Below are 12787 nucleotides of genomic sequence, written 5' to 3' on the forward strand. Positions count from 1 at the left end.
TGCTTAAGTCCCGTGAAAAAACAGGAAGGGTTTTATCGTTCTGGAATGAAACTTTTATGACAAACTAAGAATAATTTTAAAAAACTGTGATTTATTATTTCGGTAATAAAAGCGTCAAAATTTCCCGCTACGCTTCCTGATCCCGCGCAACAAAGTGTTTCGCGATGTGCTAAGGCAGTTGGCAACGGGGCTGACTCCTGTTAAAACGTTCGTTCGACATTACTTTCCCTTATCGTTGAACGGCAGAGAATCATGAGTGACAGCCAGACGCTGGTGGTAAAACTCGGTACCAGTGTTTTAACAGGCGGATCGCGCCGCCTAAATCGCGCCCACATTGTTGAGCTTGTACGTCAGTGCGCTCAGCTACATGCCGCAGGGCATCGTATTGTGATTGTGACCTCCGGGGCGATTGCCGCCGGGCGTGAACACCTGGGTTACCCCGAACTCCCCGCGACGATCGCTTCCAAGCAGCTGCTGGCCGCCGTGGGCCAAAGCCGACTCATTCAACTCTGGGAACAGCTATTCTCCATCTATGGTATTCACGTCGGGCAAATGCTGCTGACGCGTGCGGATATGGAAGACAGAGAGCGCTTCTTGAACGCCCGCGATACCCTGCGCGCGCTGCTGGACAACAATATTGTTCCGGTCATTAACGAGAACGATGCCGTTGCTACCGCTGAAATCAAAGTGGGTGATAACGATAACCTCTCTGCGCTGGCCGCGATTCTGGCGGGTGCCGATAAATTACTGCTTCTGACCGATCAGCAGGGGCTTTTCACCGCCGATCCGCGCTCCAACCCGGAAGCCGAGCTGATTAGCGACGTTCACGGTATCGACGATGCGCTGCGCGCCATCGCCGGTGACAGCGTTTCAGGCCTCGGAACGGGCGGTATGGGGACCAAGCTGCAGGCCGCTGACGTAGCGTGCCGCGCCGGTATCGACACCATCATTGCAGCGGGCAGCCGCCCCGGCGTGATTGGCGACGTGATGGAAGGCATCTCCGTCGGCACCCGCTTCCACGCCCAGGAATCCCCGCTCGAAAACCGCAAGCGCTGGATATTTGGCGCGCCTCCTGCTGGCGAACTCGTCGTCGATGCAGGGGCAACCGCCGCGATTCTGGAACGAGGAAGTTCATTACTTCCTAAAGGAATTAAAAGCGTGACAGGCAACTTCTCCCGTGGTGAAGTGATCCGTATCCGTAACCTCGAAGGCCGCGACATCGCCCACGGCGTAAGCCGTTATAACAGCGATGCCCTGCGCCGCATCGCGGGTCACCACTCGCAGCAGATCGACGCCATTCTGGGCTATGAATATGGTCCGGTTGCCGTGCATCGCGATGACATGATTATTCGTTAAGGAGCCTGAACATGCTGGAACAAATGGGCGCTGCCGCGAAGGCTGCCTCTTACAAACTGGCGCTCCTTTCCAGCCGCGAGAAAAACCGCGTGCTGGAAAAAATCGCTGATTATCTGGAATCACAGTCACAGGAGATTTTGCTCGCCAACGAGCAGGATCTGCTGGAAGCGCGTCGTAACGGTTTGAGCGAAGCGATGCTCGACCGTCTGGCGCTGACGCCAGCACGCCTGAAAGGCATCGCCGACGATGTGCGTCAGGTCTGCAATCTGGCCGACCCGGTAGGGCAGGTGATCGACGGCGGGCTGCTCGACAGCGGTTTACGCCTGGAGCGCCGCCGCGTGCCGCTCGGCGTTATCGGTGTGATTTATGAAGCCCGTCCAAACGTGACGGTGGATGTCGCCTCCCTGTGCCTGAAAACCGGTAACGCCGCCATCCTGCGCGGTGGGAAAGAGACATGGCGCACCAACGCCGCGACGGTGAAAGTCATTCAGCAGGCGCTGGAAGAGTGTGGATTACCGGCGGGTGCCGTACAGGCGATCGAGAGCCCAGACCGCGCGCTGGTCAACGAAATGCTGCGCATGGACAAATACATCGACATGCTGATCCCACGCGGTGGCGCGGGCCTGCACAAGCTGTGCCGCGAGCAGTCGACGATTCCGGTGATCACTGGCGGTATCGGCGTGTGCCATATCGTTGTCGACGACAGCGCTGAGATTGAACCGGCGCTGAAGATTATCGTGAATGCGAAAACCCAGCGTCCAAGCACTTGTAACACCGTGGAAACGCTGCTGGTTCATCAGGGTATTGCGAACACCTTCCTGCCGGCTCTGAGCAAACAGATGGCAGAAAGCGGCGTGACGCTGCATGCTGACGCTAGTGCGCTCGCACTGCTTCAGGAAGGCCCGGCTAACGTTGTTCCCGTAAAAGCGGAGCAGTACGACGACGAGTTCCTGTCACTGGATCTGAACGTGAAAATCGTTACCGATCTCGACGACGCCATTGCGCACATTCGTGAACACGGGACGCAGCATTCTGACGCGATTCTGACGCGCACCCTGCGCAATGCGGATCGCTTCGTGAACGAAGTGGATTCATCTGCGGTGTATGTGAATGCCTCCACCCGCTTCACCGACGGCGGCCAGTTCGGCCTCGGCGCAGAGGTGGCGGTCAGCACGCAGAAACTGCACGCGCGCGGCCCGATGGGGCTGGAGGCGCTGACCACGTACAAGTGGATCGGCTTCGGTGACGATACGATTCGTGCGTAAATAATCACGGGTGATGCAAAAATAGCCGTTTGATTCAAAAGGGCATTGACGCATCACCCGGATAGATCTAACCTTTTGCCCCGTGGTTACGCTCGTAACCGGCCTCTCAGGGCCGATATAGCTCAGTTGGTAGAGCAGCGCATTCGTAATGCGAAGGTCGTAGGTTCGACTCCTATTATCGGCACCAGTCACTCTTATCTTATTGATTTAGTTAAAATTAAATTCATTCAGAGTGAAATCGCGTAGCCTCTACTACATAGAGGTCATACAGCCGATGGCTCAACGTGATAATCTGTATCGCCGTAGCAGCGGTATTTATGTTGTCCGTATTGCAGTTCCCGCCCGATACCGTCTCTACACGGGACAGCGTGAGATTCACGCTTCAACAGAAACAAACGACATCAGAAAAGCGCGAGCGATTGCCGCAGGTTTATTGGTTGTCTGGCAGCGATGTCTGGGTGAGTATCAAAAATTGGATAGAGAAAAGTTGGTAAGCAGTGCGCCTGCTTTGGCTGGCGAAGGAATGATCAGCCTCGCTGAATTTTGCGGTTTAACGAGCGCTTCCCTGCAACAAGTGGCGCAGCGACTACTTGATACGAATATCCCACTTTTTTGGCTTGCTGATGGGCGTCCTGCCTACTATGTAGAAGATCTTTCACTCGTTGATAAGGATGATCCTGAGGCTTCTGGATTTATCATCGATAGTGCCATTAACATCGGTATCAGAGGTTCTCTGAGCGGTTATGTTCAGCCCTTGGTTTCATCACGTATATTACGTCAGATGATCGCTGGCGAGCCGCTAGACGCAGAAACCGCATTTAAATCCTCAGAGGCTTCCTCCAAAGCCGCATGGTTCGTTGACTTTCCCGGTGTCGAAATCTCGCCAGGTTCACTAATGATTCATCGTGTGCAAGCCGAGCGCTTACGATTGTTTTGGCTGTCATATAGCCCCTCACTATCTCCTGCAACTCCTGAGAAGCCAAAAGCAATATCCACTGCAATATTATCCCCATCATTGCCGGAGAATGAGTATGTAAATCTCAAATACTACTCGGTGAAAATGAGCGAGTTATGTGAAAAATATATTCGCTACAAGCGCGGGGGAAAATTCACGGGAAAGGCAGAAACTCGAGTTCGGGAAGGTTTTAGCCTACTGGTTGAAGTCATGGGGGATTCAAAGCTTGTAAAAGTAGATCGTGACTATCTCCGTGAGTATGAGAGCTTGCTAAGGTCGATACCTGCACGGCGTGATTTGGCTAAAATCCGATACAAAATCAATGACATTCATGAGCTGATGGTTAAAGCAAAAGAGAATGGCGATCCTCTAATGAGCGATAATACCGTTCGTAAGTATATGAGGGTTATATTCGAAGCTTTCAGGTGGGCTGATGGAGAAGGTATTTTTATTAAGTCCCCAGCGAATCAATTCTTCGCACCTGTAGCAAATGAAAAGATGGATCAGGAATTCAAAGCTGATTTCACTGATGAGGATTTGCACGCTATTTTTAACCGTCCTTGGTTTAAACGTGGAACTGTGGATAGAAATAGCGAGGGACGCTTCCATCATTACCGTGCATTTCATTACTGGTTGCCACTCATCGGATTCTTTACCGGAGCAAGGATTAATGAGTTATGCCAGCTTTATCTGGATGATATTAAGCAGGATGATGCCGGATTTTATTTCTTTGAAATCAACAGCGAACGTGCTGATCAGTCACTGAAAACGATTAATTCACGACGGAAAATACCGTTGCATCCGACATTGATCAAACTTGGATTAATCAACTATTGCGAAGCATTGAAGAAAGCAGGCCATGAGCGTTTATTTCCAGAGCTTCCTTACCACTCTGTAAAAGGATATGGTGATAAGGCTTCAGACTGGTTTAACCGCTCGTTGCTGAAAGAGCGATTAGGCTATGAAAAAGACAGCAAGAAATCGTTCCATTCATTCCGTCACACGTTTTCTACAAGGCTCAAACAAGCAGGAATCGACAGCGAGACTCGTGCTCAGTTTGTTGGACATATCCGCGGCTCTGGCGAAACAGAGAATCGTTATAGCAAAGATCATTCACCAGCAGCCCTCTATGCTGTGCTTGAGAGCGTTACGTTAGGGCTACCGGAAGTTGTTCCATTTGTTTGCGAAGATGGTGTAGATGCGGTAGCTGATGCTCTTAGAATCAAACAAATTAATAAACAACGTAGATAAAGGTAACATTTAGTTATTCATTTTAAAATACACCATAGCTCCGTCGAACTTATGGGGCTATGGTGTGTGTTTCTTTTTAGATAAATAGAGTTATCTAAATCGGTTCACTTTCCCAAGCGTGACTGGTGCTAAGATCCCCATTTTCGCTTGCTTTGACATAAATCATATATTTTGAACCGATAGCGCTATTAGTTATTTCTTGAGAGCATCTCATTACTTTTTTCCCTTGTGGGAAAATTTGGTTGTTATCTACAACAACCTCATTCTTACCATTTGCATCAAGAGATACGACTACTGTAATACGAGGATATTTACTATAGCTTTCTTTAGGAGGACTTATATCTTGTATAAAACTTACCACACCTTCCGTGCGGCAAAGAGAAAGTGCTCTTAAACTTCTCATTAAGCTTATTTTTGAAAAAAGTGGAAGGTTATCAGATTTAGAAATTGCAGGTTTTTTTGTAATTATGCCGAACTCAACTTTATAGTCATTTCCATCGATTACTCGCTTGAAACTATCTAAGTCACGATGTTGTATTTTTTGTTCAATGAGATTTTTTAATTTATCTCTACTGTGTCCTTCCAGAATTAACAACTCCATAGAGTTGACACCCTGATTAAAAAGATGACTAAGCTGAGATGAGCGTGAGGATATTTTTATATGGTGGAAAATGCACGTATTTCCATTATAACTAATTATGTCACAAGGCTCTATTTGCGTATATCCATCAGGGCTTATATCTGTTTGATCAAGACAGATATGTGTCAGTGAGTTACGGGCAACATCTTCATTGTAGTTTTCTTCACTATAACTTCTTTTGTTTGCTGCTATGTTATCGTGATTGTATGGTGGAAGAGAGGTGTTCTCGCATCTTTGATCGATATAATCTTTCAAAGTTGCTAAATAATCTTGATCAACTTTATACCATTCTCCTTCGCAAAGATGATAAACAACTCCCTCATCGTCAAAGGGAATGTCATAAATAAAGCTTCTGTAAATATTATATGCTTTAGTTGTAATCCCTTCTTCATTACAGAGGTTTAATGAAAAGCTTTTTATTTTTTCTATATCAAATGTATTTAAATCAATCTCTCCAAGATAGTCATAAAATTCATCAAGACTAATATCAGTATATATTGGGGAGATTCCTTTTCTTCCTTTGAATACACAATATATATTGTCACTATAATCAACAATGTCAGGAATTGATAAGGATAATTCATCACTTTTATTTATAAATGCCTCTAAAAGTGAAGTGTCTAACTTTTCTATTTTTAGAGGGTCTTTTTCCGGGACTATTTTTTGTATGTTAGGGAAAGACTCTAAATATTCATTGCTTGCATATAAATCCAGTAGCTGTTCACATAAAACTATAAGCTCATCCGGTTCTAATTTTAGACCTACTTTTAAATTTGTAGAGCCAGTGGCATTTTTAAATAGTTCTATATACTGTGGCTTAACTTTTCCTGTTAAGCTTTTTAAAATCTCGCTATTACTGTCAAAATCCAAATAGGTTAAGTCAGACATGACAGGAACTTGCATTCTTTTTCTTCTTGATGCACCAGGATCCACTATGTCAGCACTTTTTAACTCTTTAGGTTCAAGGCTGTTTAATGTTACTTTAAGACCAAAGTCATACTCATAGGAAACATCGCGTAGATTGTGATAAATGTGCCCAAAAGTTAGTGCGAAACATCGATCTCTTACTGGAAGAAAAATTAACGCTCCCTTACTTTCTTGTTCTAAATTCCCGCCAATTGAGAAGTAATTCACCCACCAAGGAGTTGTTTTAAATCTGTCAGAAATAAATAAACTTGCACCCTGTGGGAGGTTTTGAGCCTGAAAGTCATCGAGAAGTTGATGATCTGGCTTGAGGGAGTTCTGTGCGTTGTAGCCTGCTTTAAGCAAAAAAATAGAAAAAGACCTTGTTTTCATATCATTTCAGCCCTTTGAGAGGTAAGCAGTTATGAAGTTACTTGTATTTGAGAAAAGTTTACATTTTTACTCATACTAATCGTGATATAGGTCAAACATACCGCCTACTGGTGACTATGCTAACCCACCGAGTCATAGAGGCGGTCACTAGCTGAAGTATTGTTTCAAGAGCACCAGGATGCTCTCTGCGCGTTTTTTCTTTAAAAGTAGTGTATTTAATAGTGCCAAATTTGGAGACGCTCAAAACGCGTCTGGTGAAGCTATGTAACCTATGATTGCAACCGCAGACCTTCCACGCTTTCTGATGGTAGATTCATCACTGTTTTAATGCTGGTTTCGATGCTGCGAATAATCTCTTCGCGTGGGCCGCTGCGCCAGTCATCGCTTGCGTAAAAAGTTTCAAGAATCGTAGTCATGCTTTCAGCACTGTCAAAGGCGCGAATCAGGTAGTAGCAATCCGGGTCATGAAGCGAGTTGCCAAACGAAACAACGTCGATCCCGTGGCGTCGGTGTAGGGGAACGCTGATTTCCTGCATGATGGCATGCAAAGCGGCACCGCTGCCTTTGCGTAAGGTGTATTGCAGTATTTCGACGGTTCTCAATTTTATTCTCCATTAATGCTCGGCTATGTGCATAAAATAACAAGATGTATAAGTGGACATATTATTCAACACCAACTTTTGTTTCTTACCGATGGTTCGTATTAAGTGAACCAACATTTTTATGATGTCAGTTCACTTTAAAATATCCTATTACTGCTTTTAATTAAATTATTTCTATTTCACTCGAATCAAACCATCCTTTATGTAATAGGTTTTTTCTTAGCATTTCTGTATTATCTGTATAAGCAAGAATGGCGAGGCTTTTTTGTGCTCGACTACATGTGACGTAAAATAGTCTTCTAGTTCTGTCTTCACTGGTATCTTTACCTTCTTTCTCATTATCTAAATCAGTTTTGGTTTTTTCTTTAACACCGAAAAGTTTGTCATAACTAAACATAAAACCTTTAGCCTCAGAATCATCAATTAAAACTAGAACACGAGGAAATTCTAGACCTTTAACTCCCTGATGAGTATCGATGTTTGTCTTCCCCTTGACATAATTATAATATTTATCAAATTGACATAATGGAGAGCTAAACGCTTTCTGCCAAGCTTCAATGATATCATCTTGTGAGTTATCGTTACTTTCTAGGATTTCTTGTATAGAATCTGGGACGTCAAGTAATTTTATTTCATTTATCTTATGTAGTAAATTAATTGTGATAAGCTCGGGGTTTGTAGAAATAAAACTCTTTAACATATCAAGAGAGTTTCTGATCTGTGTAAGTGGCGAGGTATTATTTGTGTTTTTTAAAAGATGTTCTCTTTTTAATAAGGGTGCATTTGTTCGTAAAATGTTAGTGATAGTAAAAGTATCATTTTTAATACAGGCGGATATTAATGGTGAAACAATTCCACAAATGAAATTTATATTACCCAGAGAGCCCTCTAAAAGCCCAGTTTTTAATCGCTCAATTTGATAGAGAGGAGTGAACATGTCTATAAAGCCCATACGTGTTGCGGCCATATGATGTTCTAATATTAGGGTGTTTACTAATGAATCATGGTTTTCCCAATCATCATCTAAAGTAATTTCTCTCATTCTTTTTTTTACAAACGATTCATCTCTATCTTTATTATCAGAATGACATTCTTTTATAAAAATTCTTACATATCCTTCCTCGGCATCTTCTCTGGCCTTTTGTTTATGATTATCCACTTGACTTCTAATTAAATTAATTAAAGCAACCACTCTTTTTGGAGAACGATAGTTAATGCTTTTTTCAGGTTTTTTCCAGTGTTCGTCAAGGCATGCCTCTAAATCACTTTTACCATCAGAGTATATCCTTTGCATCATGTCCCCTAACAGACCCACCGAGAATGTATCTCTGTTATTTTTCTCAACTTCGAGTAATGCATTCATTAGCAGTTTGTTAGTATCTTGGCTTTCATCAATTAAAAGAATTGGATGGCGATAAACCAATATTTTCTGCATAGTATATTTTCTATCTAGAAAATAAGAACCGAGTTTAATGACTTCTGAATGATTTAGAGAGTCTTTAGTCCTATTATCCCCGGTAGGGTTGTATGTGAATTTATATACATCTGATAAGTTTTGCAGACGTTTTTCTTTGGAAACTATCTTTCTTTCTCTTTCTAAAGAAGCTTGTGAAACTCTAGTTGTTCTGCTTTGTTTGTCCCTTAAATCAGCTATCTCCGCAGCAATGTTTTCCATTAACCAAGATTTTATATCACTGGAGTGATGCCTAATTAGCTCCCATAGGAAACTATGAATTGTAGACACATCTATTAATTTGTTGAATTTAACTCTTCTTTTTATTTCATCACAAGCCGCATTGGTGTATGTTATCACGGCTATTCTTTTCCCTCTTAGCCTGAACTCTTCTGAGTGACTCTTCAAAATCATTTCCAGAACATTAACTAAAGTCCTGGTTTTACCAGAGCCAGCTCCAGCATAAAGAAGGAAACTATGCTTTTGAGTGCCCGTTAAGTAATTATGTATATTAGAATCTAATATTTCCTCAGTTTGTTTGATAGTCATTTGTTTTCTCCATCACTGGCTAAATCAGAAACAAGCTCTAATTGTTTTATTTTTATCTTTTCTTCGAGCCACTTTAGACCATTACTTATATAATTAGGTGTGTTTAATTTATCGCTTTCGTCATGGTAAAGTATATCTAATGCAAATTCAGCTTTATTACCTTTAGATAAGTGTAAAAATGATTCCTCTCCAAATTCCTCTGCATTTTTGCAATTAGTAATTGATGCTTTGAATTTCTTCACTAAACCATTACCAGTAAGATTACTGAAAAAATCTAGATTATTGTAGACTAATGAGTCTTCGAACGTGTTTGGTAAAAATTCTTGGTTAACACCTTTGAATGCAGCCAAAACAGGAATCTGAAAAGCTGAGTAAACATAAAAGAAATCATTATATTTCTTTTCTTTCTTATCTTCCGTGAGTTTATACAATTCATCGACACCGGTAACTTCTGGAACCCAACTTGCAAGCGTTGTATTACTTGTAACGAAACCGCTGCCTTTTTTAGAGGGCTTAACCTTGCCATCTTGTGAATCCTTAGGGTCTAAATCCGTAATAATTAGAGTTAAAAGATTCAAACTAACAATCAGATTCTTTAGTCGATGGGCATGGCTACCACCAATCTCTAATAAGGTAATGTAGCTTTGATTTAAGAAAGGGTAGTGTCTTCTAATTAAGTGAGGAACTAAAATCCTCTCGACTGGGCCTTCAACAAGAATTACTGCATCTGCAAAGAATAAATCACAATGTGTTGCCTTTAGGTATCTTATTACAAATTTTTCCGTATCATCATTTACACCAAAAACATTGGAAAGATTGATTACTGTTGATACAGGGATCTCATGTTCTTTACAAGCAGGAATTCTTCTAAAGTATCGTAAAGAAGAAAATTTACACTCGTGGGCAATATGGCTCGAATGTGTGCTTATAATGAGTTGTGTATGAAGCTCTTCTTTATCGCCTAAATTATTATGATTCCTCAATATATCATATGCTTTCCTAATGAAGATTTGTTGCACTTGTGCATGCAAGTGAGCTTCAGGTTCTTCAATCAAAACCAAATGCAGGGGGGCTGGAAAATCCTCTTGATTGTCGTCTGCTAATTTTTTATTTGTAGCTTTGCCAACTTTCATCCAACTATCTCTGAACCCCATTAGTCTAAATGCAATTGAGATTAAGTTTTGATAACCTAGTCCATTGTAACTCTCTGGCAATCTTAAATAGTCTAAAGATACATTGCTTAGAGCATTAGTTAACTCATATTGAACTGCTGAGTCGTGATTTAAGCCATCAATTGGTTCTATTTTTGTAGAGATTTTTAGTTTAGGATCAGTTACTCCTGGATAGTTGAGGCCTTCAACTTCTTTTATGGCTTGAGAGAAACAGTTTTTTAATCTTTCATCAAATGTATCCTGAGCATCACGAATGGCTTGTAGAGCTTCGATATCTGATAGTTCAGGGCTTTCTATTGGATTAAGATGTTTCGAATAATAATCTCTCAACTGTGTGTTTAATTTGCTATTCTCTTTGTCGGCAGCAGAGGGGCTTCCAAAGCCACGTTGTGCATTGATCTCATCAATTCTTATTAGATCTTTGAGAGGTATGCCATCAAGTAATGTTTGCTGACTGTCTATTCTTTGGGGGTTGGCTATACCATTATCAGATGATTCTAATTTCGAAGGATCTAAGCTATAACACTTGATTGTAAACATTGAGTTCAACTTTCTTGAAAGATATTCATAAATATCTTTAGGCCACAATGCTATTGTGTAATTTTCTTTATCAATCCGCTCAGAAATTCGGTCGTGTATATCTAATGAATTTTGGCGGGAAGATATGAAGTCCTCAAAGAAAACATCAAATTTCTTGGGTTCATATCTCAGTCTTACTCCAATTAAACCTCCATTCCACTCTAACGTTGGTAGTATATGATTGACATATTGGAGCTCATTTTCTTTCGCTTCGATCCAAATATCCATGCAAGGAAAAAGATCTGAGAAAGCTTCCTGTGATTTAGCAAGGTCTATATTTTCCTCAGTTAACCATTGTTCAGTGATATCTTTTATTTTTGCCCAATTGCAAAGTGTCAAATCATTTACGCTAAACCGCGAGGCATCAACGAGGAAATGTCCTAAGGCCTCCATTGCAGCCGTTTTACCGCTATTGTTAGCACCAACAAAGAGAGTGGTTTTTTCTGCAATATCTATGCGGACAGACTTCAACTTTCTGAAATTCTTAATTTCAATGAAATTTATTTTCATATTAATAATATCCTTATGAAATTATTTTGCTGTGCTAAAGAAATTTTTACGTTTCGATTAGAACATAACCACTTTGATTGTGTAGTCAATAGAAACCATGATGTAAGAAATCGACCGTTTTCTGGCACCTCCCAATCGCACGCCTTCACACTGTTGGAAAAATAGCCTTGGCTTTTCTGACAGGCCATCCTAATGTTGGCCTCGTTTTCTGGCAGGGGTCAGATGGGGAGATAACAATGGCTACTTTTGGCTACGGGCGTGTTTCAACAACGCAGCAGGATACTGAGAACCAGCGACTGGAGCTTGAGCAAGCTGAGTGGCAAATTGACTATTGGTTTGCCGATATTGTCAGTGGGAAGGTTCCGGCTATGCAACGTAAAGCGTTTTCTGAAATGCTTAGCAAAATTCGCGATGGTGAAACGTTGGTAGTTGCAAAACTAGACCGTCTGGGACGTGATGCGATTGATGTTCTCCAGACGGTCAGGGCACTGGCAGAGCGTAATATCAAGGTGATCGTCCACCAGCTTGGAACTACTGACCTCACTTCTGCTGCCGGTAAGCTTCTGTTGTCTATGCTGGCAGCCGTTGCGGAAATGGAGCGTGACCTACTTATTGAACGCACTCAGGCGGGGCTGTCACGAGCAAAAGCTGAAGGAAAGAAGCTGGGCAGACCATCGAAAATCGCACCAGAAGCCCGTAGGGCGATTATAGAGAAAAAAAATAGCGGGACCAGTATCAGTGCGTTAGCGCGTGAATACGGTGTTTCCAGAGCGACTATAGCCGCGCTGCTTTAAATGCTTCTAAACTTTCATTCCAACCCCGAGTTTTGGGTTGGTTAGCGTGAGAGATTCAAAACGAAAGAAAGATTGTGACACCGTTTCCGGTTAGAGCAGCAAAGAAGATCGACGAGGTGGACTGACCCCACGCCCGTAGACAAATTCTGTCCTCACGATGAGGCCTGTTCGAAGGCCTCCGGACTGAGGCCGCCGAGGTGACTGTGGCGCCGGGCCCGGTTGTAGAACACTTCAATGTAATCGAAGATATCGGCCCGGGCCAGATCCCGGGTTTTATAGATGCGTTTTCTGATCCGCTCTTTTTTCAGCGAACTGAAGAACGATTCGGCCACCGCATTATCCCAGCAGTTGCCACGCCTGCTCAT

Annotated in this window: 9 protein-coding genes and 1 tRNA gene; 5 read left to right on the forward strand and 5 right to left on the reverse strand. The window is 42.7% G+C overall.

Annotated elements, in window-relative coordinates; genetic code table 11:
- Positions 1–252 precede the first annotated feature (252 nt).
- The 4 genes from proB to LA04_RS22555 all read left to right on the forward strand — a co-directional run bounded on the left by proB (position 253) and on the right by LA04_RS22555 (position 4827).
- Positions 253–1356, forward strand: a complete 1104-nt coding sequence (gene proB, locus LA04_RS22540) for a glutamate 5-kinase (RefSeq protein WP_047653276.1) — start codon at positions 253–255, stop codon at positions 1354–1356.
- 11 nt (positions 1357–1367) lie between these two features.
- Entirely contained in the window at positions 1368–2621 is a 1254-nt protein-coding gene (proA, locus tag LA04_RS22545) for a glutamate-5-semialdehyde dehydrogenase (RefSeq protein ID WP_047653277.1), read from the forward strand.
- A 111-nt stretch (positions 2622–2732) separates the two neighbouring features.
- A tRNA-Thr gene (locus LA04_RS22550) sits at positions 2733–2808 on the forward strand.
- 87 nt (positions 2809–2895) lie between these two features.
- Positions 2896–4827 (forward strand): site-specific integrase, encoded by a 1932-nt coding sequence (locus LA04_RS22555; RefSeq protein WP_047653278.1) that lies wholly within the window; start codon positions 2896–2898, stop codon positions 4825–4827.
- A 94-nt stretch (positions 4828–4921) separates the two neighbouring features.
- Here the strand turns inward: LA04_RS22555 and LA04_RS22560 are convergent, their stop codons facing one another.
- From LA04_RS22560 to LA04_RS22575, 4 genes are all read right to left on the reverse strand, one after another.
- Positions 4922–6763: a TIGR04141 family sporadically distributed protein gene (locus tag LA04_RS22560; protein WP_047653279.1), complete on the reverse strand. Its 1842-nt coding sequence runs from the start codon at positions 6761–6763 to the stop codon at positions 4922–4924.
- Positions 6764–7032: 269 nt separating this feature from the next.
- Positions 7033–7365 carry an NIPSNAP family protein gene (locus LA04_RS22565; protein WP_001261100.1) on the reverse strand — a complete coding sequence of 111 codons (333 nt, stop codon included), beginning with the start codon at positions 7363–7365 and terminating at the stop codon, positions 7033–7035.
- 163 nt (positions 7366–7528) lie between these two features.
- Positions 7529–9367: a UvrD-helicase domain-containing protein gene (locus tag LA04_RS22570; protein WP_047653280.1), complete on the reverse strand. Its 1839-nt coding sequence runs from the start codon at positions 9365–9367 to the stop codon at positions 7529–7531.
- Positions 9364–11628 carry an AAA family ATPase gene (locus LA04_RS22575; RefSeq protein ID WP_047653281.1) on the reverse strand — a complete coding sequence of 755 codons (2265 nt, stop codon included), beginning with the start codon at positions 11626–11628 and terminating at the stop codon, positions 9364–9366. The genes LA04_RS22570 and LA04_RS22575 overlap by 4 nt, the downstream gene beginning before the upstream one ends.
- 236 nt (positions 11629–11864) lie before the next feature.
- On the opposite strand from LA04_RS22575, the gene LA04_RS22580 reads away from it, so the two are divergent.
- Positions 11865–12422 (forward strand): recombinase family protein, encoded by a 558-nt coding sequence (locus tag LA04_RS22580; protein WP_047653282.1) that lies wholly within the window; start codon positions 11865–11867, stop codon positions 12420–12422.
- A gap of 152 nt (positions 12423–12574) precedes the next feature.
- On the opposite strand, the gene LA04_RS22585 is transcribed toward LA04_RS22580, so the two are convergent.
- The coding region (locus tag LA04_RS22585; RefSeq protein WP_047653283.1) for an IS3 family transposase at positions 12575–12787 on the reverse strand (213 nt) is incomplete at its 5' end.

The organism is Enterobacter sp. UCD-UG_FMILLET (assembly GCF_000762975.1).
Taxonomy (GTDB): domain Bacteria; phylum Pseudomonadota; class Gammaproteobacteria; order Enterobacterales; family Enterobacteriaceae; genus Enterobacter; species Enterobacter dykesii.